This is a genomic window from Dictyobacter aurantiacus (assembly GCF_003967515.1).
Lineage (GTDB): Bacteria > Chloroflexota > Ktedonobacteria > Ktedonobacterales > Ktedonobacteraceae > Dictyobacter > Dictyobacter aurantiacus.
Map to the genome: position 1 here is coordinate 2,526,534 of NZ_BIFQ01000002.1, position 24,651 is coordinate 2,551,184.

At 53.3% G+C, this 24,651-nt stretch carries 17 protein-coding genes; 6 read left to right on the plus strand and 11 right to left on the minus strand.

Annotation, left to right across the window (positions count from 1 at the left end; genetic code table 11):
* Window positions 1-44: 44 nt before the first annotated feature.
* From KTT_RS35030 to KTT_RS35050, 5 genes are all read right to left on the minus strand, one after another.
* Window positions 45-1,256: an ROK family protein gene (locus KTT_RS35030; protein WP_126602826.1), complete on the minus strand. Its 1,212-nt coding sequence runs from the start codon at window positions 1,254-1,256 to the stop codon at window positions 45-47.
* Window positions 1,257-1,339: 83 nt separating this feature from the next.
* Window positions 1,340-2,143 carry a glutamate racemase gene (gene murI / locus KTT_RS35035; protein ID WP_126602828.1) on the minus strand — a complete coding sequence of 268 codons (804 nt, stop codon included), beginning with the start codon at window positions 2,141-2,143 and terminating at the stop codon, window positions 1,340-1,342.
* Between the two features lie 237 nt (window positions 2,144-2,380).
* Window positions 2,381-4,168, minus strand: a complete 1,788-nt coding sequence (locus tag KTT_RS35040; RefSeq protein ID WP_126602831.1) for an ATP-binding cassette domain-containing protein — start codon at window positions 4,166-4,168, stop codon at window positions 2,381-2,383.
* Window positions 4,165-5,916, minus strand: a complete 1,752-nt coding sequence (locus tag KTT_RS35045) for an ABC transporter ATP-binding protein (RefSeq protein ID WP_126602833.1) — start codon at window positions 5,914-5,916, stop codon at window positions 4,165-4,167. The genes KTT_RS35040 and KTT_RS35045 overlap by 4 nt, the downstream gene beginning before the upstream one ends.
* A gap of 796 nt (window positions 5,917-6,712) precedes the next feature.
* Entirely contained in the window at window positions 6,713-7,258 is a 546-nt protein-coding gene (locus KTT_RS35050) for a J domain-containing protein (RefSeq protein ID WP_126602835.1), read from the minus strand.
* A gap of 221 nt (window positions 7,259-7,479) precedes the next feature.
* Here KTT_RS35050 and KTT_RS35055 point away from each other — a divergent pair, with 221 nt between their 5' ends.
* On the plus strand, window positions 7,480-10,110 hold the full coding sequence (locus KTT_RS35055) for a glycoside hydrolase family 43 protein (RefSeq protein WP_126602837.1): 2,631 nt from the start codon (window positions 7,480-7,482) through the stop codon (window positions 10,108-10,110).
* An 81-nt stretch (window positions 10,111-10,191) separates the two neighbouring features.
* On the opposite strand, the gene lysA is transcribed toward KTT_RS35055, so the two are convergent.
* The 3 genes from lysA to KTT_RS35070 all read right to left on the minus strand — a co-directional run bounded on the left by lysA (window position 10,192) and on the right by KTT_RS35070 (window position 13,629).
* Window positions 10,192-11,484, minus strand: coding sequence for a diaminopimelate decarboxylase (gene lysA / locus KTT_RS35060; RefSeq protein WP_126602839.1), 1,293 nt, complete (start codon window positions 11,482-11,484; stop codon window positions 10,192-10,194).
* Window positions 11,485-11,602: 118 nt separating this feature from the next.
* The gene (locus KTT_RS35065) at window positions 11,603-13,111 is read right to left on the minus strand and encodes an alpha/beta hydrolase family protein (RefSeq protein WP_126602841.1); all 1,509 of its coding nucleotides are present in this window, start codon (window positions 13,109-13,111) and stop codon (window positions 11,603-11,605) included.
* A 74-nt stretch (window positions 13,112-13,185) separates the two neighbouring features.
* Window positions 13,186-13,629 (minus strand): nitroreductase family deazaflavin-dependent oxidoreductase, encoded by a 444-nt coding sequence (locus KTT_RS35070; protein WP_126602845.1) that lies wholly within the window; start codon window positions 13,627-13,629, stop codon window positions 13,186-13,188.
* Between the two features lie 262 nt (window positions 13,630-13,891).
* Here KTT_RS35070 and KTT_RS35075 point away from each other — a divergent pair, with 262 nt between their 5' ends.
* From KTT_RS35075 to KTT_RS35095, 5 genes are all read left to right on the plus strand, one after another.
* Entirely contained in the window at window positions 13,892-14,554 is a 663-nt protein-coding gene (locus tag KTT_RS35075) for a phosphoribosyltransferase (protein ID WP_126602847.1), read from the plus strand.
* 33 nt (window positions 14,555-14,587) lie between these two features.
* The gene (locus tag KTT_RS35080) at window positions 14,588-15,784 is read left to right on the plus strand and encodes a cation:proton antiporter (RefSeq protein ID WP_126602849.1); all 1,197 of its coding nucleotides are present in this window, start codon (window positions 14,588-14,590) and stop codon (window positions 15,782-15,784) included.
* Window positions 15,785-16,509: 725 nt separating this feature from the next.
* Complete coding sequence (locus tag KTT_RS35085) at window positions 16,510-18,594, plus strand: GxGYxYP domain-containing protein (RefSeq protein WP_126602851.1); 2,085 nt, start codon at window positions 16,510-16,512, stop codon at window positions 18,592-18,594.
* Window positions 18,595-18,790: 196 nt separating this feature from the next.
* Window positions 18,791-20,161 (plus strand): TrpB-like pyridoxal phosphate-dependent enzyme, encoded by a 1,371-nt coding sequence (locus KTT_RS35090; protein WP_126602853.1) that lies wholly within the window; start codon window positions 18,791-18,793, stop codon window positions 20,159-20,161.
* Between the two features lie 199 nt (window positions 20,162-20,360).
* Window positions 20,361-21,395, plus strand: coding sequence for an NAD-dependent epimerase/dehydratase family protein (locus KTT_RS35095; RefSeq protein WP_126602855.1), 1,035 nt, complete (start codon window positions 20,361-20,363; stop codon window positions 21,393-21,395).
* 99 nt (window positions 21,396-21,494) lie between these two features.
* On the opposite strand, the gene KTT_RS35100 is transcribed toward KTT_RS35095, so the two are convergent.
* From KTT_RS35100 to KTT_RS35110, 3 genes are all read right to left on the minus strand, one after another.
* On the minus strand, window positions 21,495-22,439 hold the full coding sequence (locus KTT_RS35100) for a WD40/YVTN/BNR-like repeat-containing protein (RefSeq protein ID WP_126602857.1): 945 nt from the start codon (window positions 22,437-22,439) through the stop codon (window positions 21,495-21,497).
* Between the two features lie 11 nt (window positions 22,440-22,450).
* Window positions 22,451-22,903, minus strand: a complete 453-nt coding sequence (locus KTT_RS35105) for an RNA polymerase sigma factor (protein WP_126602859.1) — start codon at window positions 22,901-22,903, stop codon at window positions 22,451-22,453.
* A 278-nt stretch (window positions 22,904-23,181) separates the two neighbouring features.
* Window positions 23,182-24,564, minus strand: coding sequence for an MFS transporter (locus KTT_RS35110; RefSeq protein WP_126602861.1), 1,383 nt, complete (start codon window positions 24,562-24,564; stop codon window positions 23,182-23,184).
* Between the last annotated feature and the right edge of the window lie 87 nt (window positions 24,565-24,651).

Genomic DNA, 24,651 nt, shown 5'->3' on the forward strand with positions numbered 1-24,651 from the left:
ATGTTGTACTTACTACTCAGCTAAAGGTTTAAAGTCCGGATCGTTCAGGCACCCGTCTGAGCTGGTGATAGAAAGAAGTGCCGTAACACCAGCGTGCCTGCTCCCTGCGCCCAGCGCGTGCTGGTGACTGGTGTGATGATCAGTGGTAGATCATCGTCCAGGCGAGAGAAGATGTACCTGTGCATAGTCTCGCGCATCGAGGAAAAAAGCACATCTTCTGGATGAACATGGGCGCCGGTCAGGATAACGCACTCTGGATTGAAGATATTGACCATTGAGGCCAGGGCGGTCCCCAGGTACTGCCCTGTCTGTGCCAGTAAGGAGCGCAGATGCTCGTTCCCCTCGCGGGCGGCGGTCCGAATCTCATCGAGGGAGAGATCGGCGGCTAACCGCGCGTCGTCTGGATACTTATGCCGCAGTTCATGATAGCTGGCGAGGATGCCGTGGTCAGCCACATAGGCCTCCAGGCAGCCCTGGTTGCCGCATTCACAGCGCCGGCCATCTGGCACACAGGGGATATGGCCAAATTCGCCGCCCCAGCCACGCGAGCCTCGATAGAGATCATCATTAAGGATCATGGCCATACCTACACCACGACCCAACGTGATGACCAGAAAGTCGCGATACGGCCTGCCATGACCATAGAGCTTTTCATAGCTCCCCAGGCAGTTAACGACGTTATCGAGATAGACCGGCATCCGCAGAGCCTGAGAAAGTGGATCAGTGATGGACAGATCGTGCCAGTTGTGAATCCAGTTGTCCACGCTGCTGCCGGTCTGGGAATTGACATTGCCCGGAAAGCCGCAGCCAAGTCCCAGGATCTTCTCGCGTGGCACCTGGCAATTCTGCAGGAATGTTTCCACTTTTTCCGTGATGACCTGCACCACATTGACTGTGGAATCATGCAGTTGTACCTGCCAGCAAGAGTCCTGAACAATCTCTCCTAATAGATTGAGTAGCACAATCACTATCTCATCATTCTCGACCAGGCTCAGTCCGAGCACATAGGCTCCGTTGGGGTGGACGCGCAATAATCCCGCTTTGCGCCCCAGGTTTGAATTAGCGACTCCCTGCTCCATAATCAGCTCTTGCTTCAGCAGATCGGTGGCGATGCTTACTACCGTGCCGGTGCTCAGACCCGAGAGCTGCACCAGCTGCGTGCGCGATACCGGGGCGTGGGTACGAATCAGGTTGAGCAGCGTGCTCTGATTCATACTGCGCATAAGATTGCGATCAACGGAGACTACTTTGCCCAAGTGAATCCTCCAGGGGTTAGTATAATTAATTCAGATAGTGATTGAATTAATTATACTAACAAATTTTATAGAAGTCAATTTTCTCAAATGAATGCTTCTGGTAATTGTTGCACTCCAACAGGAGTGCCCCATAATAGAGAGATAACCTGCTGTGCAAGTTGCGTATCGCCACTCGTCCAGAATTGCACGTCCCCAGGTGTTGGATCTTCGTTCAACAGTTCGCGAGCTTCGAGGACGCGATGTAGCTGGCGTGCGACCGCTTCGCCTGTATCGATTAGCACAACCTCTGGCCCGGCCACCTCTGCGATAAGTGGACGGAGATGGGGATAGTGCGTGGAGCCGAGAACGATGGTATCAGCTCCAGCTGCTAGCAGCGGTGTGACATAGCGTTCGATCAGCGCACGCGTGGCCGAACCTGTGAGCTCGCCCATCTCAATCTGTTCGACGAGTCCCGGAGCGGGTTGTATGATCACTTTGACATCCTGTCTAAAGCGTTCAAGCAGTGTAGTAAAGCGTGTGCTTTGAGAGGTAGCAACCGTGACGAGTGCCCCGACCACACCTGTTCTGGTGGAGGCGACCGCCAGCTTCAAGGCTGGCTCTACCGCGACAATTGGCACAGGAAAGGTTGAGCGAAGGAAATCTACCGAAGCCGCCGTCGTGGTATTGGAAGCGATTACCAATGCCTTTACGCCCTGCTCAAGCAAGAAATGTGTAAGTGTCAGCGCGCGTTGCTGGATATACTCCAGCGATTTGTCGCCGTAGGGTGCATGACTGGAGTCAGCTACGTAGAGCAAACGCTCCTGGGGGAGGGCTTGGCGAAGGGCTTGCAGTACGGTTAACCCCCCCATTCCTGAATCGAAAACGCCGATTGGCGCGGAAGTGTCCATAAATTACTTATCCTCTACATACAAAGGTTGTGGTTGATCTATGTTTTATCATACCACGAAGGTCACGAAACGTATCCCCGCCGCAGGCGGGGAGGGTGCAAGAGGGGCTGACCGCCCCTCTTGCACCCTCCCCGCTGTATGCCGACGTTATTTATTAAAGATCATGTTGAGAAGGTAAGCAAGGGCTCCAGGTGAGGACAAAGTTAAAGTTCTAGCTGGAGCCCTGTACATTACAATTTACATCAGTTCATCTGCTGAATCTTCGTAATCGCCCTGCCACAGATTCCTCATCTCGGCGTTGGTTGCCAGCAATTCAGCCAGCGTGCCCGTGGCATCGACTTTCCCATCTTTGAGGACGATGATACGGTCGGCGCGCTGCATGGCGATGCGTCTATGGGTGACCACCAGGCAGGTGGCATCTTTATGCTCGAAGATGCGTTGCCAGAGGGCGCGCTCGGTCTCGACGTCTAGCGCACTGGATAGGTCATCGATGACCAGCAGTTCGGCGTCGCGTACCAGCATGCGGGCCGCAGCCGTGCGTTGCACCTGGCCGCCTGAGAGCTTAACTCCGCGTGTGCCCACCGACGTTTCCAGTCCTTCCTCCAACGTTTCTACATCGTGTTCAAGCACGGCGCCGCGTATGGCGGTCTTGAGGGCTGCGTGGTCGTCGGGGAGGCCCAGCAGAATATTCTGCTTGAGCGTCTCGCTGAACAGGCGCGGTACCTGTGACGTATACGCCGCGCGGGGTGGCACAAAGAACGCGGCTGCGTTCTCCACTACCTGGCCGTTCCAGCGGATCTCACCTTTTTCCATTGGCAGCAGGCCCAGCAGTGTTTGCAAGAGTGTGGTCTTGCCCGAGCCGACGCGTCCCGTTACCACGGTCAGGGTGCCGCGGGATAAGCTCAGGTCCACCCCGGCAACACCACGACCCGAATGAGGATGGAGATAGGTCAGTCCACGTACCTCCACGTGGTTAAGGCGATCCGACTCGTGGCGCATCGGTGCTGGCACGGCGGGTAGGGAACCTTTCAAGTGCATAGGAGTGTGCTCCACCAACGTAGAGAGGGGGGCATCGCCCAGTAAGGCGCCCATGCGTTCAAAGGCGACCCCGGTCTGCTTATAGACGGCCAGAAACTGGCCGATCCCCGAGGTAAAGTCGGCGATGAAGCTTAGATACGAGATGAACAGGGCAAAGTCGCCCACCGTCATACTGCCCCCACGTATGCTGCTGGCGGCCAGCAACATAATCAAGCCTGTACCCAGGCTGGCCGTGTTGTTCGTGAGGGCGCTGAGAGCCTGCGTCGCCAGGCGATCGGTCAGCATGGTTGTACGACGCTGTTCGTTCAATCGCTGGAAGTGAGCCACGGTGCGCCCCTCAGCTCCGCTAGCCTGTACCGTCTGTACCGCGGCCAGGATATCACCGATGGCACCGGTGACCTCACTGGTAGCCTGGCTGCTGGCGGCGCGATAGCGTCCCAATGCCGTACTGGCGCGCCGCGCTATGATCGCTACCACGATGAGCGGGACGATGGTGATCAGAGCCATACGAGCATTGATGCTCAGGAGCACGATAAACGCTACCACGGCAAACAGGCCCTGACCCACGATCTCATCGCTCCAGTCTACGTTGTCCTCGGCCTGGTAGGCATCGTCGCGGAAGCGGCTGATAGCATCCCCGATAGAGTAGGGTAGGGCATAGGCACCGGGACGATCCAGGACTCGGCGCAGCAGGTTGCGGCGCAGCAGATTGCTCATGGTAAAGCGCATCATAATTTCGGCGGAGCCTGCGGTGAGCATCAGGATCACGCGGCAGACCGCGAGCACTACCAGCAGGATGATGACTCCCATAGTGCCGCCGGGTAACTGTGCCTGCCCGGTCAGTGTATCGAAAAATGCGCGTGCGAGCAGACCTGCCACTAGAGCGGACAGGTTGAACGTGCCCCACAATGTTCCATGAAGCAGGTAGAGCCACAGCTTGTAGCGTACCATCTGTAACAGGTAGCGCCAGGTTGGGAGCTTGTTCATATGCTAACCTCCTCTTTAGAGATCCGCAGCAATCCGGCGAAGCGCGAGCTGGGATCGGTGGCCAGGGTGAGGCGAGGTCCATGCTCGCGCACCTGTCCATCCTCCATGACCAGAATATCGTCGGCGTACGTGATGGTCTCCAGTCGGTGCGCCACGATGATGCCCGTCCTGCCATCAAGCAAGCGACCAAGGGCGGCATGCACCAGTCGATCCGTGGCCGGGTCCAGGCGCGAAGACGCTTCATCCAGGATTACCAGGTCAGGATCACGTAGCAGGATGCGCGCGCAGGCCAGCACCTGTGCCTGTCCATCGGAGAGTCCCACACCGCCAGACAGAAGCTGTGTATCCAATCCTTCCGGCAATTCTTGTAGCCATTCGCCCATTCCCAGAGTATCCAGCACGGCGCGAATCTGCTCATCTGGTACGCTGGCGTCGAAGATGGTCAGGTTGTCACGCACGCTGGCATGGAAGAGGTGCACCTCCTGGGTGACCAGGCCGATGCGTGCGCGTAGCGCTGAGAGATGAACTTCTCGTAGATCTACGCCTCCCAGGCGCACTGCTCCTGATGATGGATCATAGAAGCGCAGCAGAAGCCGTGTCAGCGTAGTTTTGCCGCTGCCGGTGTGCCCCACGACACCCAGCACGCGGCCCGGCGTCAGTGACACGCTGACATCGCGCAGCACCGGCGCGTCTTCGGCATAATGAAAGGAGACTCCATCCAGTTCTACTGATAGGGGACCTGCTGGCAACTCGGTGCCAGGACCATCAAACACGCGCGGAGCTGTGTTCAAAAGCGCCTCAATGCGAGTCATGCTGGCATCGGCCTGTTGCAGATCCTGTATCTCGTTGCGGATCTGCTCGGTCGGCTGGCGCAGCATCTCGGTACACTGGAAGATCAGGTAGACCATGCCGATGGTCAGCGTACCTGATCTGAACAGGATGGCGCTCACGGCCAGGGCGGTTGCCGTGCCGAGTGCGAACATTCCCAGGCTGGTGGCGCCCAGACCGTAGCCCCACATCTGCGCCTTGCGGGTAATGGCTAGCCACGCGCGCATCAATTCAGCGCAGCGGCGCATCACAAACGCGCCTGCGCCGCTCGAACGAATATCCTGTAGCCCGGCCAGGTACTCTCCCAGGAAGCCATAGAAATCGGCGTTGGCCTGACGCTCAGCGGTCCAGGATGGTGTGGCGGCGGCGCGGATGCGCAGCATGATTGCCATGGCCAGCACCACAAAGGCGCTCAACCCCAGTCCTACGCGCCAGTCTACGTAATAGAGCAGACCAAGCACACCCAGCAGCAGGGCGCCGTTGCCAAGCACATAGACCACAAAGCGCGAGAAGAAGCGAGCCAGGGTCGCGACATCACCGTCCACTCGCTCGATCAGCTCGCCCGGCGTATGAGCTGTGTGAAACCAGGCATCTAGCTGTAGCAAATGCTCGATAAGGTCAGCGCGCAGCATGTTGGTGGCCGTCCAGCTCACGCTCTCGGCTACATAGGTCTCAGCGACCGCCAATCCCTGTCCCGCCAGGGCCAGGCCCATGGTCAGCAGAGCCAGCAGGATCAGTTTGTTGAGATTGCCGCCAGAGACGGCCTGATCGATGAAGTAGCTGGTTATCAATGGTGTGGCTACCTGCACAGCGATGGTGGCGCACAGGATAGTACCCAGCAGCACCATCCATGGCCAGCGAGGCCCGAGATAGCGGGTCAGCAGCCGCCGATAGCGGTTTAAGGTCTGAAATGGGTGCATCAAACCCCCCTCATCTCGCCGCGGGCGGCAGCTAAGTGAACAGAAAAAGAGAAGGAGACGTTTGGATTGCGTCTTAAACGAATATACATGCAGCTAATGTATTCCTTTTGCTCAATGAAGCATCGTAAATGCACTTCAAATCATGAATGCACGCGCTTTGCGCATACAGTATGATGATGCTCGATACACACAGAAAATAGCCAGCACAAAGATATGGTGGCTATGCAGGGGGGGAGCGATGATGCTAAAAGGAAGGCAATGCCATAACTTGCCCATAGTGATAAGCAAGCAAGCAAAAAAAGCCCTACGAGGCTAAGTGGGCTGGTAGTAGGTGCCGAAAGAGAGGTCTACAGAAAAGAGTTGATCCGTAGCGTATCTTTAGAAAAGGCAAGTGAATATGGTCGTGCCAATAGAAGCAAATCCATGTAATGAATCGCCTGCGAACGACCGTGGTAACCGTGGACACAGCTCACTTAGTTTAGCAACAAGGCCCTGGCTGTGAATGAATGCATGGTGAACAGTACCTCCAAAATTAAGATAGATGAATTTTAACCTATCTTTAGATGAAAGTCAAGCATTTTTATCTGCCTGCAGGTTTTTTTCATTTTCCTCTTTGGCGCCTACGGCGTCGGGTTGGGAGTGTGTGCGGCGGACGGCTGCAGCCGTCCGCCGCACACACGTGAAAGAATGTACATCGTATCGCTTGCTCGTGATCTCCCAATGATCTCTGGACGAAAATGAAAAGTTCTAATTTGCCTGCTCTGTTGATGAGAGGTAAGCAGGCAGATCGTCACGGCTAGCGGGTGGCGCGGTATGCCTGCAGGAGTGTATAGGCATTTTGGAGCTTTTTGAACGATGCTTCGTCGCCACCTGTATCTGGATGATAACTTTTGGCAAGCTGACGATAACGCTGTTTGAGATCCTCGGACGTGAAGCCTTGCTGCAACTCAAAGATGTGTAGAGCATGCTCCAGGCCAGCTTGCGAGATACGGTATGGCTCCGCGTGAAAGTTGTAGTACTGCTGTTCTGCCCGTAGAGTAGCTTCCTGTAGTAGCGTTTCAAGCGGGGCAGACAACGTGAACCAGGAAGCAAAGTGTAGCAATAAGTGTTTGTGCAGGCACCAATAGTTACCCTTGACACTATAACGTTCATCGATCTGGTAGAGCTCAGCGTATTCAGGACGAAGGCGATAGGCATTGATGGCTTTGCGTAGAGCCGCAAAGGCTTCTTTGACGGATTGGCGCACCTCCCGATTACGCGAGTTCACACCGTGGTCCTCGATATGAAGCGTATAATAATCATTTCCCACAGCATAGATATTTTTTACACGTAATGGATACATTGGTTACCTTCAACCACAATGCCTCGTGGTTCTTCTCTCTTCTGGTTTGGCGATTGACATACAAATAGGAATTATATCACTTTCTCACCTTGAGGAGTTTGTTTGCTATCGTTATGCATTGACAAAAGTGAATTTCGCATGTTACATTTGTTTTACATCGTTGTAAATATCAAAAAAGAATATGTGCACGGAGGATCTATTTTCAGGCAAAGGAGCTGCATATGTCGCGACTATTTACAATAGCGAAGGCAGCGCTATTGAAACCAGCTTATGGTTATAGTGTTATTCCACTGGTTGTGCTTCTGATTTGTTCGCTGTCTGGTAGCGCGCAAGCCAGTACTACAACCCGTACTGCCTCACAACCAGCTGCTACGCAGGCTGGTGCTACCTATAGCAATCCGATTATTTCTCAGACCCTACCGGATCCATCCATCATTAAGGGACTTGATGGATATTACTATGTTATCGCTACCTCAGACCGCTGGGAGGACGGATCGTACCATCTCTTGCCGATCCATCGCTCTACTGATCTGGTACACTGGCAGTTTGTAGGTGACGCCATGGCTTCCCGACCTGATTGGGTAGATCCCAATGCTGGTTTGTGGGCGCCCGACATCCAGTATTTCAACCATAAATACTATATGTATTACACGGCTTCGTCCACCAAAGCCCTGCCCAAATATGGTACTCCCGCTGGTCCCAGCTCGATAGGCGTGGCGGTCGCTGACAGCCTGGCCGGTCCGTGGCAGGATGCGGGTCCTTCAGCTGGTGGTAGTTTCCAGCATGGACCGATTGTGCCGCCGCGCTCCTGTGTCTTTAACACCGATCCCAATTGCTACTACTGGACCATTGATCCGGCGGTCTTTACCGATCACGATGGCCAGCGCTACATGTACTATGGTAGCTTCTTTGGCGGCACGGTGGTTCAGAAGCTGGCATCTGATGGTCTGCAGGTGACTGGATCCGTGTACCAGGTTGGACACTGGGATCATTATGAGGGTACGTATGTCATACGCCACGATGTAAACGGCAAGGCATACTACTACGACTTCTCCTCTTCGGCCAATTGCTGTAATGGTCCTGAGAGCCCCTATAGCGTCGTAGTGAGCCGTGCCACCTCGCCGCTGGGACCATTTGTCGATCAGAATGGTTTCCCGATGGTGACGCCGACCGGACAGCCTGTTCCGACACAGCGTCCTTCTACCGATCCAGCAGGAGTTAACAGCGGGGCGCAAGGTGGTGGTTATCCCACACTCAAGCAGAACGGCAACAAGTGGCGCGGCGTGGGACATAACGCCATCATCACCGACCTTGCCGGGCAGGATTGGATCATCTATCACGGCGTCGATGAGAACAACGGTTGGGTTAATGGTTCGGGCATCTCTTATCGCCAGTTGCTGATGGATCGTATCGACTGGACGGCTGATGGCTGGCCGATCGTCAATGATGGCAAGGGTCCATCGCTTACCAACGTCGCACCGATAACCACGCCAACCTTTGGCGATAACTTCAATACCGCTAACAATAGTGATCTGAGCACCAACTGGCAAACGGCGGGCGGAAACTGGCAGGTCGTCAGCGGCGATATGACCGCTGGTGGTTACGTAGCGCAAAAGAGCGCAAATGGCCAGGCACTGCTTGTCAGCCAGAAGACGGTTCCTCAGGGCGAGCGTACCGATTTCAATCTGCGTCTGGAAAAAGCTGGAAGCAACGGACGCTATGGTGGTTTTGTTTCTTATGTACAAAAAGGTCAGGGCAACGCCCAGGGAACCTTTATCTCTGCCTTCATTGATCCTGTCCACAACACGTTAGTTACTGCCGCGTATCAGAACGGGCATGTGATCCAGCAGGAGCAATCCACACCGCTACCGGCCGGCTTTGATCCTACGGACTGGCACTACCTGACCATCGATGATACGACCAGCCAGCCCGGGTTAGCAAGCTACCGCTTCACCGTCTCGGACTCGCAGCGTGATCCGGTTGCGGTACAGGAGCGAGCGTTCCCCGCTTCCTTCCGCCACAACGATGGCAATGTTGGCTTTATCACCGAGAATGCTACGGCCGACTTCGACAATATAACCACGGCGCCTCTGACGCATCATGTGGCCCCGTCACAGCAGGTACCGGCAGCAGGTACCCCGCTTGCTCAGTACTCCGATGAGTTCAATGGCGCGCTGGGATCGCAATGGTCATGGGTACGTGAAGATCCCACACGGCATTCACTGGCGAATGGGCAACTCTCGATCACCATCAATGGGGATCTCTATCGTAACGCCAACAACGCCACCAACCTGCTGTTGGAGAATGCTCCCGCTGGTAACTACATGATGGAAACGAAGATGACCTTCGATCCAAACACCAACTATCAGCAGGCAGGCCTGCTCGTCTATAGCGATGATGATCACTATATCAAGGTGGGTGTCACGCACCATGAATCGCTGAACAAGGTTATTGCCGGTCATGAAAACCTGGACCCGACTCCAGGGGATCAAACCAGCTGCGATGTGCAGCCAGCGGCTGGCAGCAATGTTGCCATCAAGACCTACACGGCGCAGCAGTGTCCATTAGAGGGTGAGAGCTGGGATTACCTCTCGAATCCCAATCCGACCGTGAATGGTAGCACAGCCACCAATCCAACGGTCACTACCTGGCTGCGCGTCTATCGGACCGGCAACGTCTATACACCATATAGCAGCCTGGATGATGTGCACTGGGTGAAAGGGAATTCGTGGGATCTGAATCCTGCCTCGGCAGCTTATCCCATCAAGATTGGCCTGTTTGCCTTCTCGGCTGGACCGGTCAATACCATTCCCGCGAAATTTGATTACGTTCACGTCTATAATCAGCCTTAATCTCCTGTTAAGCTAGCGAAGGAGCGGTCGGAATCACCCGACCGCTCCTTTTTGTATGCTTCAACTATGTGCATACCGCGTTCATAACTTTAGAGTCTTTTCGACGTTTGCCCTGGTGGATGACGGCAGCCCGGTAAAATCCAGGGTACTGAAATAGTCTGCCAGGGTTTCCGCGCGCCTGATCAACTGGATGTCGCCGTTCTCTTTTAATAACAACTCGGCCGAGCGCAGCTTCCCATTGTAATTAAAGCCCATCGCGTGTCCATGGGCGCCGGTATCATGGATGATCAGTGTATCACCAATGCTGACTTCTGGTAAATCTCGATCGATGGCGAATTTGTCAAAGTTCTCGCACAGTGAGCCGACCACGTCGTAGGTGTGTGTGCGCGGCTGTGTGTCTCGGCCCAGGACGGTAATGTGGTGATAGGCGCCGTACAGAGCCGGACGCATGAGGTTGGTCATACAAGCGTCGAGCCCGATATAGTCTTTATAGGTCTCTTTTTTGTGCAGCGCCGTAGTAACCAGGTAGCCATGGGGACCGGTGATCAGTCGGCCACACTCCATAACGAGCTTTAAGGGGTGCAGACCGTTGTTGACGATCTTGCGCTCATAGAGCGCTTTGAGCTGGCGAGAAAACACGGCCAGATCGAACGCTTCCTGCTCCGGTCGGTAGGGAATGCCGATGCCACCGCCCAGGTTGGCGAACGAGAAGGTGATGCCTATCTTGCGGGAAAGCTCAATGATCAGATCGAACAGCATGCTGGCAGTCTCAACAAAGTATTGCGGGTTGAGTTCGTTGGACGCGATCATCGCGTGCAGTCCGAAACGGCGCACCCCCTTCTGCTTCATCAGCGCGTAGGCCTGAAACAGCTGATCGTAGGTCAGCCCATATTTAGCATCCTTCGGATTGCCAATGATAGTGTTGCCCTCCCGCAGCGGCCCCGGATTGTAGCGGAAGCTGATCAGATCTGGAAGCCCGGCGTGTTGCTCTAGATACTCAATATGGCTGATATCATCCAGGTTGATGATGGCGCCCATCTCTTTAGCCTGGCGATATTCTTTGGCCGGAGTTTCATTTGAGGTGAACATAATATCCTCGCCTGTCAGGCCGACGCTCGCGGCCAGCAGCAGTTCCGGTAGCGAACTGCAGTCGGCCCCAAAGCCTTTTTCCTTGATGATCTGTAGAATATAGGGATTGGGGAGCGCCTTCACCGCGAAGAAGTTGATAAAGTTATCGGCCCAGGCAAAGGCCTGTTTGAGATTACGAATCGACTGGCGAATGCCTCTTTCGTCATAAATATGAAATGGGGTTGGATATCGTTCAATGATTTTTTCAAGTTGTCTCTGGGTCAAAGGAAACTGCTTTTCTGCCATCTATCCATCCTTAGAGCATGTTGATCTTTAAATAGTATCACAGCTTAATGTGTTATGATACATCGTTGTGCCCGCAAAAACTCTCCTGGTAATGACTTACCAGGATTGAACCAGCGGTTTACCTGAAAGGATGATAGCTGATACTTTTCGAAGAGAAGATGACTTCGGGATAGTATTTTGATGGTCCATCAAGCAGGGGCGCCGTGTGGTCTTGCAAATGCTGCTCAAAAAATGCCAGTGAATACGCGTTGACGATGTCAAACCCCCGCTGAGCGTTGATTGGTCCCGTAAAACCGAATAGAGGCCCCAGCGGGGTAAAGTAGGGAGCATCAGTAAAATTGACGTGGAACATCCCAGGCACCGACACATAGTAGCCTTCTCCGGCTGGCTCTTTATTGAACACCGCCTGCATCGTGTTCAGCGTTTGGGTGATGTCTGACTCTTTCCAATGTTCAAGGCGCATATCGTTGGCAGGCCGGGTCAACCACATACCTGGTTGCCGCAGACCAACTTGAACAACATCGAAAGGCATAGCGGCATCCACCATCAGACACGCCTTCAGCCGTGAATCTATGTGGCAAGCTTCAGCGGCAACCATGGCGCCTAATGAAATCCCGAACGTTCCGACCCGCTTCAGGTCAAGCCGCCCAGTCAGAATGCCGTTTGGGTCGGCTTTATTGAGAGCAGAAAGCTGATCAAGGGTGAAACTGACATCTTGTGCTAAATATGGCATATTTCCATTTTTGAGAGCGATGCCATTGAGCATTGGTGCTGGTTCGACCGGGTTCAAGCTCTGATTGGTGAACGGGTCCATCTGAGCGTGGGTCCATCCTATAATCTGGTGTCCATCTGGAAAATCAACCGCGGCGGCGGTATACGGCTGATCGATGCCCACGACGATGTAGCCATGCGAAACAAAGTTCTCGATCTGAAAGGTATTCGACTGACGAAAGCCGAATATTCCTGTCAAAAAGACCAGCACTGGATAAGTAGACGTATCGGTTGCCACGCGTGCGGACGGAATAGCGTTGGTAGTGACATATTGGAAATGATTAAAGGCAAACCACGGCAATGGGGCCACACGTGTTACAGAAGCTGAAAGAGCACTGGCATCCTGCACATAGGGAGCACGCACCGATGATACGTTTCCTTTGACCGGATACCAGACCTGAACCATCAATTCACGATGAGCATTGGGATCTGTGCTGAATATCTCGTGGCGACTTTCCACCCAGTGATAAGTCAGCGTTCCGATCTGGTAGGGTCCGCTGGGGCGAGGAAAATGAAAGACCGGGAACACGATGGGCAGAGAGGCAGCAAGTAAGAGGTCCAGCAGACATAGGATGATTGTCCCCCCCACTACTAATCGATTACTGAGGAGATCTTTGGCGATCCTGTTTGACTTCACCAGGCGCTCTACCCCCCAAACGAGTAGGAGGAGCCCGGTCAGTACATATGCGGGAACCATTTGCCAACGTGGCCCCTCTACCAGGATCTGGAACCCGGCCACAGCGAAGGTGACCAGGACGATAGAGCTTGTCCAGCCACTGGCATGTAGTCGTGGCACCACGAACACCACAAAGGTCAACAAATTCGCCATGATCAACATCGTTTCGATTGGTCTCATGTTTTTTTCCTTTGGCCCTCAATGTGATCTAAAAAAAGGATAGTGCGGGCATCTCACAAAGGGGTCACGGAATCTCACCTCCTGCTCACACTTTGTTCTGGTTTGAGTAGCACTACCGGGATCTTACGCTCGGTCTTTTTCTGGTAGTCATCATAGCCGGAATACATAGCTGTCATGCGAGACCAGAGACGTTTATATTCTTCCTCGTCGATGACTGTGCTGGCCCGGGTGGTGATGGTGCGTCCATGGTCCTCAACGATGACACGTGGATTGGCCTGCAGGTTACGATACCAGTCCGGATGTTGAGGGGAGCCACCATAGGAGGCTATAAAGACATAGTTGCCATTGTCCTGTATGCCGTACAGCGCCCTGGTACGCGGTTTTCCGCTCTTGCGCCCGATGGTCGTGATCAGGATCGTGCGCTTGCTCATGAAGCGGCCTCTAGTCAGGTGATACAGGGCGATATGAAGCTGCACAAAGCCTTTCCAGAGCGTTTCGATCAAGGGATTCATTTTCATATGCTGGAATCTCCTTAGTTACTACATTTGAGATCATATATTGATGAGTGCCTGTTATCTTAATTCTACCATTTTCGTATAGTTATCCGCACAGGTTGCTGCTCGATAAGCGCAGACGTTTTTCCCGTAATGCATCTAAATTTAACGCAGGTGCTTTCCTGAAAGGGAATTGCTGCTCACGTTTGGGTCATATACCATTTGTGTCATAATGGGGAAGGAGTGATCGAACAAGCTGAGCCGTGAAGAGTGAAGAGGAGAGATCATGATGAAGCAATTTCGTGATCGTAAAGATGCCGGGCAGCAATTAGCCGCGCAATTGTTGGCATATCGCGATCGTCCAGATGTGCTGGTGCTGGCATTACCCAGGGGTGGCGTGCCCGTCGCTTTTGAGGTGGCTCGTCAACTGCATGCACCCCTGGATGTGATGATTGTACGTAAGCTGGGTGTTCCCGGACAGGAAGAACTGGCGATGGGTGCCATCGCTTCTGGAGGCGTACGCATTCTCAATCATACGGTTATCAACACCTTAAAGATTCCTGAAGCGGTCATCGACCAGGTCACGGCGCGCGAACAGCAGGAACTGATGCGGCGAGAACAGCTCTATCGCGGCGACCGTCCCCCTTATGACGTGCGTGGGCGCACCGTTGTGGTGGTAGATGATGGGATGGCGACAGGCGCCAGCATGCGAGCCGCCGTCACCGCCGTCAAACAACTGCAGGCGGCGCGCTCTATTATCGCCGTCCCGGTTGCTGCTATTACCACCTGCGATGAACTGACGGCCCAGGGTAACGAGGTGGTCTGTCCCATGAAACTTGACATACTCTACTCAGTTGGTAGCTGGTATGGACATTTTGATCAAACCAGCGATAAAGAGGTACGCACCTTGCTTGAACAGGCCAGCCATGAGCGACCGGGAGTTGGTTGAGATGATCGTGCGGAATATGAGTGCGAGGTTATTATGCCGACGATCTCATTTACCGGATTGCTGATTGTTGCTGCGGTGGCCTTTCTGGCGCCACTGCTGTTAGGCCTTTCTCCCTTACGGCGTCTACCAGCGGTGGTGCTGGAAATTCTGGGTGGCATCATTATTGGCCCCTCTGTACTGGGGTGGGTAAGGGTTGACTTGCCAATCTCGATTCTTTCCTTGCTAGGGTTGGCTTTTCTGCTGTTTCTGGCCGGACTGGAAGTTGAACTGGAGCGTTTAAGAGGTCGCTTATTAACCTATGTGGCGCTGGCCTTTCTGCTCTCGTTGGGTCTGGCCTTGCTCGCCGGTTATGCCTTGTACGCGGCCGGGCAGGTGGTATCTCCACTGCTCATCGCCATTATCCTGGTCGCGACCGCACTGGGCATCGTCGTGCCGATTCTGAAAGACGCGGGCGAGAGCGAAACTGGTTTTGGTCAACTGGTCATCGCGGGCGCGATGTTCGCCGAGTTTGGCTCGATTATTCTGCTCTCCCTTTTCTTCTCGCGCGAGGCTACCAGCACGGGCGCGAAGCTCGTGTTACTGGGAGGCTTCGTACTGGTGGCCATCATGTGCGTCTTTGTTGTGCTGCGTGTCGAAAGATCACCACGCCTCGCTGCGGTGCTGGTGCGTCTGCAAGACACGACAGCCCAGATCCGGGTGCGTGGGGCCTTCGTCTTGCTGGTCGCCTTCGCCGCGCTGTCAGAGGTACTGGGGCTGGAAACCATTCTGGGGGCCTTTATTGCCGGGGTTGTTCTCAGGCAGATCGACGGAGATCGCATGTTAACCCATCCACACTTTCGCCAGAAGCTCGAGGCCATCGGCTTTGGCGTCTTCATTCCCGTCTTCTTCGTTTCCAGTGGGATTCAATTTGATTTGAAGGCGCTGCTGGCAAGCACCGATACTATTCTGCGCGTGCCCTTGTTCTTGCTGGCTCTACTCCTCATCCGTGGCGTACCCGCATTGCTCTATCGACCACTGGTCGGTTCTCAGCGCTCGATTATCGCGGGGCTGTTGCAGGCCACCTCGCTGTCGTTCATCGTTGCTGCCTCGCAGATCGGCCTGGACCTGGGCCTGCTCACCAGAGCCAACGTCGCCGCCTTAATAGCCGCCGGATTACTCTCTGTGATTTTCTTCCCGATTGTTGCCCTCACCCTGCTGCGGCAGCGGGCTCCCGAGCTTCATGCAGTATAAATAATCTGGCATGTAGAAGTGGGAGATCAACTCAGGACGAAGGGGATGAGCCTCTACCTCGTGATGCCTCCGAACATGAATTTTGCCATTGCGGAAGAGACTAATACCGCTATTATCGATATATTCAAATATGAATATATCTTATTGTCAAAAATTATCTACACATGTACTAGAATTTTTTATCATTATGTGTTATTGTTTAGGTAATTACATATTAAGGCGCTATGTTTGCATAAAATATTTATCATCCTGAAAAAATCCTCAACTTATTTTAAAATGCATATCAGCACTTGCGTAATTAAATATATATATTGCCGTTATGGTTTACATTTTTTATGTTGCGGGAAGGGGGTGTTTGTGATGACGAGGACCAAAGGCGTGTGTGTCGCGATTGTCGGTTTGAGGTTTCGTGAAGAGTTCGTTCCACTATTGGCGTTGGCCGAAACAAGTGCCCGTAAGGTACATCATTGCCCTGGTTCCAGTGCATTATGTCCTGATCTGCGCGGGTGATTCCCATACATTTCCCCTGGAAACAGCCCTCATTCGTCTCCACCAGTTGCAACTGGTGGCAGAGGTTACGAGGTTCTTTTTTCAGACCGTGCGCAGTTATATGGAAGTTTTGCACCATAAAACAAAATCGCTTTTGATCTCAGGAAAGCGTCACATTTTTATAATGTATGTATTAATTTTGCAATAAGAGCAAAAGATTCAAGGAAGGTTTCCTGATGTTGAAAGTTACCTATAAGGGCTTCTACCATTTCCTGATTGCCCTCTGCCTGCTCCCTCTTTGCCTGGGAATCGCTGGCTTTGATTGTGTTTTGGCAGTGCATGCATTTGCCAGGCCGGAAGTTGATAGCGGTATTCGTTGGCCTCAAAATCAGGCTTTACCCACCTTTGCCAGGGCGCAACACCTCGATGTTGCGTTAGTGAGTAACGCCCCTCAGGACTTTATTCTTCTATTACAGACCCTTCAAGGTATCGTGAACCGGCAACTGCCGCAGATCTATGTCATTAATGGTGTGCCGAGTGAAGGACAATATACCTGGCTTAACGATATCCATATTCCGTACCAGGTGTATAACGATCCCTGGCAGGTAGTAAACAAGTATATCCGTCAAGTGCAGGGGATGGTCATTTTTGATCCCAATGTACTGGATACGATCAATGTGGCTACGACCTTCGCTGGAATCCACCGCGGTGTGGTTGTCAGTCCGGAACTGGCTACCAGACTGAGCACGGCACCATATAATCTTCCGCTGCTGGCGGATTTTCGTGGCAGATTTGCCAATGGATTGGAGGCCAATACCTGGCAATATGAGCACCTCTGGCCTCAGACCACCCATCGGATGCTGGTTGGTCTGCAACCAGCGCAGAGCGTCATGGTTCCCCAGAACAACTGGCAGAGCTTTCGAACGATCTTACAAGAAAGTCAACCGATTACTGATGGCTTAAACCGAGCCATCTATACGATGGACCTGTCTCATGAACTGGGAGGCGAGGCTGTTTACCTGCGCTTTGCAGACGCGTTTCCTCAGGATGGTTGGGGGGCGTCTGTCCGCCGGATTAGCGTCAATGCTGATGGAAAGAACATCATTCAATTTGTGACATGTACGCAGGATGAGGAGCAGTACATCTTTGATCACGGGAGATCCGGGTGTGACATGAGCGGGCTTGACCCACACCGCTTTTCTGACGGAATGCGGTACTTCGTTTATCGCTTTGTACCGCCAGCCGGGACCCGGCAACTCGTTGTAAATGCTGAGATGTGGAACGAGTTTAATGTTTCCGCCTCCAGTGTCAGGCCACTGGCCTCTTCTGATCAACTGATACCCGGTTCGCTTTCCCTGCGTGAGTACGCGGTTGCCAATCAGGCCATGGTATTCTGGCTGGAAACCGACAATAATGCCGCGGATAGCGCCCTGTTTGAAAGGATTCTTTCTGATGTACAGCCGGGCACTCCTTACCTGGGTTGGTTTGATAGTGAGCCCGCCGGGGTACGCCTGATTTCCCGGCATGGAGTGTACGTGGTGGCTTCGGATAGCTTTGACAACATGAGTGTGTTTTCAGGATTGCAGGCGCCCTCCTATCCCATCAAGCCGATTGCGACGCCGAAGTTGGGGAATAATATCTATGTGACCTTTACTATGAGCGATGGCGACAATGTCCAATTTAATGAACACCATATGCGTTACGTCTGGGATCAAGATCCTGCTCGTGGCAGTGTGCCGATCAACTGGTCGATCAGTCCCGCGCTGCTCGATATCGCACCGGTAATGCTGAATTACTATCAGCGGACGGCCACCAAAAATGATCTGCTGGTCGCTGGTCCCTCGGGCCTGGGATACTTTAATCCGTCCCTCTGGCCACAGGATAACCTGAACAGATTCTTGAATGTCTCGGGCCGATATCTGCGCAGAGCGGGCACAAACATCGTCTACGCCATTGATGTGGGTTCGACGTTGCCAGCCTATGTCGCGCAGGCCTATTACAATCAACTGAATTTGAACGGACTCTTGCTTAACTGGTGGAATCCACAGAGTAGTTCGACTATTAACAACAGGCTTCCTATCTCAACTCAGTTGGATGCAACCAGCCGGGATGGGATCGTAGCCGCTATTCATCAGAACGCAGCCCATTGGGATGGCAAATCACCTCTGTTTATTGCCGTCTCTCTACTGGCCTGGAACCAGGCACCAGCGTCGGACGCGGCCTATATTGCGCAACGCCTTGGCAGCCGTTACAGAATCGTTCGTGGTGATCAATACTTCCAGCTCATGCGCAAAGCAAATGGGCTTCCGATGTACAACTGACGATTCGTGCCCATGGCGCGTGCAACTCTTCCTATGTAAGAATGAAACAGCCGGGCATAAGCCTGGCTGTTTCATTTATAATTGATACAGCTACTTCCGCTACGAGGGAGCCTGCTTGACAAACAGTGCTTGCTTGTTTTAGTGTTAGAGGCGAATCTGTTGATATTTCTTCATTTGTATTAAAGGGAGGAATGCTATGCCAGACAATATACATACGAAATACCTGCTAGGTGAGGCAGATATTCCTAAAAGCTGGTACAACATTGTGGCTGATATGCCCAATCCACCAGCTCCTCCATTGCATCCTGCAACGAAGCAACCGGTGTCACCAGGCGATCTGGCCCCGCTGTTTCCGCAGGCTCTAATTGCGCAGGAGGTGAGCGGCGAGCGCCAGATCGAGATTCCGGACCCGATTCGTCAGATCTATACCCAATGGCGGCCCTCTCCTCTGTATCGCGCGCGTCGGCTTGAGAAGGTATTGGATACGCCTGCTCGCATCTATTACAAGTACGAGGGAGTGAGTCCCGTTGGCAGCCACAAGCTCAACACAGCCGTAGCGCAGGCATTTTACAATAAAGAAGAGGGCGTCAAGAAGCTATCGACAGAGACTGGAGCTGGTCAATGGGGTTCAGCGCTGGCGCTGGCCGGTAGCTACTTTAATCTGGACGTCGAAGTCTTTATGGTCAAGATCAGCTATCAGCAGAAACCATATCGAAAGAACCTGATGCAGACCTATGGCGCAACCGTGCATGCCAGTCCGACGGACCTGACCGACGCGGGCCGCAGCATTCTGGCGAGTGACCCTGATAGCGCTGGCAGCCTGGGCCTGGCCATCAGCGAAGCCGTTGAGGTCGCGGGCAAGAGTGGTGGTAGCATCAAGTATGCGCTGGGTAGCGTGCTCAACCATGTCCTCTTGCACCAGACTGTGATCGGACAGGAGGCCATGCTGCAGATGCAGCAGGCCGACGATTATCCCGATGTGGTCATTGGTTGTGTCGGTGGTGGCAGCAACATGGCCGGTTTGGCATTTCCCTTTATCGGCGCGACCCTGCGTGGTGGTCCCAAAACACGTTTTCTGGCCGTCGAGCCCAGTTCGTGTCCGACCCTGACCAGGGGCTTGTATGCTTATGATTACGGTGATGTAGTGGGCGCGACCCCTTTGATGCGCATGCATACGCTGGGGCATGACTTTATGCCGCCTTCGATCCACGCTGGTGGCCTGCGCTACCACGGCATGTCACCGCTGATCTCACAGCTCTATAACGAGGGCCACATCGAGGCACGCGCCTATCCACAAAATCCTGTCTTTGCCGCCGCGGTGACGTTCGCGCGCGCCGAAGGGATCGTGCCAGCGCCCGAGACCGGCCACGCCGTACGTGCCGCTATCGATGAGGCCCTGGCGGCCAGAGAGGCGGGCGAAGAGCGCGTTATCCTCTTCAACCTCAGCGGTCACGGCAACTTCGACATGGCCGCCTACGATGCCTACTTTGCCGGACGCCTGCAGGATCATGAGCATCCTGAACAGGAGATCGCGGCCGCGCAGTCGCGTCTGCCTGTAGTAAAATAACCGAGCTGTCTGTACTGGTGCAAGACCGCACCAGTACAGGTGAGCTGTTGTTAAGCTCCGTGGATGACTTAAGCAATGCTGAGAGCATAGACCATATTTATCCTATGCTCTCAGCATTGCTTTTTTCTTGTTTCGTCTGATGAAAAGCGCGTATAGTGATCTCATCCGTCAATGTTGAGATAGCAGAAAGGACCGAGGGATGCGCGTTTTGATTATTGGAGGGACACGTTTTATGGGGCCATATGTGGTTGAAAAGTTGTCTGAAGCCGGGCATGAGTTGAGCATATTTCATCGAGGAAAGACGAAGACAAAGCTGCCAGATGGCGTGAAAGAACTGTTGGGCGATCGCGATCGTCTGTCAGAATACGCTGGCGAACTGCGACAGCTGGCGCCCGAGGTGGTTCTGGATATGATGGTGGCTACGGAGCAGCACGCGCGTGATCTGATGGTGACCTTCACTGGTGCGGCCCGGCGCATCGTGGTTGTCAGCAGCCAGGATGTGTATCGAGCATTCGGGCGTGTCAACAGAAAAGAAGACGGCGACGTTGATCCTGCGCCGATTACTGAGGAATCGCCTTTGCGCAAAAATCTGTATCCATATCGTGGAGAGATGCTCAGGACCGATGATGATCCTCAGCGCTGGATGGATGACTACGACAAAATTCTTGCTGAACGTGTAATTATGAGCCATCCTGAGCTTCCCAGTACTATCTTGCGCCTGCCAGCGGTTTACGGTCCCCATGATCCTCAGCACCGTATGTTTCTCTATCTCAAACGCATGCTTGATGGGCGACAGAGCATTCTGCTTGAAGAGGGGGAGGCCCGCTGGCGCTGGACGCACGGCTATGTTGAGAACGTTGCTGATGCCATCGCGCTGGCGGTAACCAGCGAGCAGACAGCCGGGCGCATCTATAATGTTGGAGAGTCGTTCGCCCTCAGTGTAGCTGAGCGCATAGAACACATAGCGAAGGTGATCAAATGGCAGGGGCGCATCGTGATTCTACCTGCCGAATGCGTGCCGGAAAAACTGCGCTGGGGCATCAACACGGCGCAAGACGTGGTGGCTAACACAAGCCGCATCCGCCAGGAACTTGGCTATAGCGAACGTATCGATGTTGACGAAGCATTCCGTCGCACTATCGCCTGGGAGCGCGAGCATTTTCCTGTAAAGGTCGATTCCGATCAGTTCGATTACGCCACAGAGGACAAAGCACTGGCACAGGCTGAGCAATAACAGCAAACAATAGAAATCTGCAGTAGCGAAGAATGGATACTGCGGATTTCCATTGTTTGCCTGTCTGCTTTTTTCTTTTCCCTGTGTAGAGGATTAAGGCTATGTCAACGTGAATGGATTGACAGTTTTGTGCAGGATCTGTTGCCAGGAATTCCCCTTGTCGCTGCTCATATATAAGGTCTCAACTATCTGCTTCCCGGACGTTTGCTGAGTGTGGATCCAGACATGGCTGCCATTGGCAGTAACGAATGTTATTGGCCCCGTTATCTTTGGAGGAGGCTGCTTTTGCCATTGGTTGTTTATGAGGGTGTACGGGGTGACCTCTGTTCTATCTGCCAGAAAAACATGTGAGGTATCCAGTATAAGCAGATTGACCTGGCTGGTGCTTTCGATAGTATTTCCCAGTGGCAACCAGTTCTGCCCCCCATCGTTAGTGGCATACAGGTATATTTTGAGTGGGCTTCGCGCGTTCTGCTGCGACATAACGCTCAAGATCCCTGCTTGTGGACCGAAAAATTGCGGCGGCCGCACGACAAGGTTGGCGCCAGCTGACTTATCTTCGTGCATTGGCACATTAATGCCAGAGATTGGGCCAGACGCTGGTTGAGGTAGTTGTTGCAGTGTCCATGTTTTACCACCATCCTGTGTCTGGTAGAGGTATGTGTGTGGAATGCCGTTCGTCGCACTAAGAATGGCCCAGCCATGTTGTGCAGTCACGAATTGCAGGTCAAGCGCATCGTCAAGCGGCAGTGTTCCGGTGGTTGTAGCGCCGGGTTGGCGGTTGGGGTCCATCACGCTAACACTGTTCCATGTAGTACCGCCGTCTGCAGTAGCATATATTGTGCGCGAACTTTCTATTTGCGAGATTGGATTAAGGTTCCAGCCCCAGCCATGCTGGTGATCAATGAAGGTAATATATTGTACCTCGGGAGGCAGGCGTAGATCGGTCCAATGCTTTCCTGCGCCTGTCGTGCGCATGGCTGACCCGTATGTATGGGGATCAGAACTGGTATGCAAGGCGACCCAGGCTGTCTGGTCATCCAAGATAGGGGTAACTATCGGGCTGACCTGGCGCTGGATGGAATTAAAAGGCTGCCATGTTCTTCCCCATCAGTTGTGTGGGCGAGCGTCATCGTCTGGTTTTGTGCTGTTACTACCGTCCCCCAGCCGCTGGTAGGGCTGGTCATTGTCATTGACACAATGTAAGGAATTGAAGCATTTTGCTGTGGTGCGGTTGTTGATGTTGTTTGAGGCTTGAGGGGTTGTCCTGATTGATTGGGGAACTTCAGTAGCGCATACCAGGCCAGTTGTTTCTCTGGTTGGAGCTGACGCAGCGCCTTTTGTTCTAGCGCGGCTGTAAAGACCTCTAACGTCAGGTCCTCCGCCTCTTCGCGCGAGCTTATATGCTTGAGAATATATGAGAAGATAAAGGAGCCATAGCGATCAAAGAGCGCCGACTCATCGGTCGGATAGGCGTCACTCTCCTGGGAAGGAAGATAGTGCTGCATACCTGTATGTTTCCTCTCTTGAGATTTTCATCCCTGATATCGTACAGCTATGAAAAATGTGACATGCCGATTTCATGATTATGAAATCGGCATCTCCTCCTCTATGGTTTGTGTGGAGCAGGTCTCAGGCGCCACGGCGCCTGAGACCTGCTCCACACAAACCATAGAGGAGGAGATGCTGGCTCCATATTTCGCACAAATTGAAAGTGGAGGCGCCATGGAGCCCGAAACATGCCTCACTCTATAATGAAAAAGAGGAAGATATGTCGAATCCGAGATTATCTACTGGTGGGTTCGGGTTCGGTGGCGAGGGCGACCTCGGGAAGCATGTCGTTCAGTGCTTCATCTGTGTGGATGGCATGGGCTAGCGTAGTCGGAGATGGTAGGGCGATGCGGTGTGACTTCAGGATGATGAAAGCGATCATGCTGGCGATGACGACGATGCTGCCTCCAAGTAAAAAGGTTCTGTGAGGGATGAGCCAGGCGCTGGCGAGCACGACGGTCAGGGAACCGGTGATCTCTCCGAGTGCAGTTACGGCCTCCTTGATGCCGATCAGGCTTGAGCGGTGTTCAGGTGTGGTACGATCCAGATAATAGGCGCTGAGCAATGGTCTGACCATTCCTCCTCCTATGCCTGCGAAGAGCGAGATCAAAAACAGGGAGATAAATTGATGGACAAACAGCAGCGAAAAAATGAGGAAGGCGTGGCTCAAGAAGCCAAGTACAATCGTAGTACGTTTGTTTGTCCTCTCTCCCCATAAGCTCAGAGTGACGAGTCCCAGTAACATTGCCAATCCATGGGCGCTTGTAAGCAGGCCGAACTGCATAGGCGTAAAGTGTAGAACCTTGTAAAGATAGAGTGATCTCTGCGGTGCTACGAATGATTGTCCAAACGCCGACACAAAATCAAGCAGGAGCAGACCCAGCAAGAAGGAGAGCGGGACCATCAAAGGTACGAGCATGTCTCTTGAGAGTCGCCATACTGCAACTTTGCGCCTGAAGACCTGTTGTTGGCATGGCTGGTTGGTGAAGATCCTGGGAATTATAATGCAGACCACGCAGAGCACGCTAAAGTTTAAGATCGCGGCGATGCCAAAGGGAGCGATGGTTCCCCAGCGTGTCAGGAGAAATCCCCCGATGACAGGGCCCAGTGTCATGCCACCGGCGCTGCCCGTCATCATCAGGCTGATGTGATGCGTTCTCTGCTGACTGGGAACGACATCCGCGAACATTCCCATCATTGCCGGCATGATACCTACACCTGCGACAGCCTGGAAAAGTCGCAGGCCGATGTATGCCCCGGCCGCATGAACACAGAGAAATCCGATATCCGCGACAACCAGTCCGACAAAGCCAAGCAACAGGAATGGACGTTTGCCGTAGCGATCCTCCAATTCACCGATGAAAGGACCCAGGATCAGCATAGCCAGGTGGGGGACCATCATCATGAAGCTTAGATTTCGCAAACCAGAAGAAGATTCTTTAAAAAGATGGGCAAAAACAGGGATGGTGACTCCCATACTGGTCGACATGAGCAGACTACAAAGCATGAATACGAGAACAACAGCCCGGGCTCGATCTACGCTATTTCCTATTCGTAGCTTGAAAAGTGCACTAAAATGTACATTTCGCCTATGGGGAACCCATGATAATATTTTCATTCTCCACTCCTCAATACACACATAAACACCACATAACCATATGATACTCTCGGAGGAGATGGAGATATATACGAGAGCATAGTATAT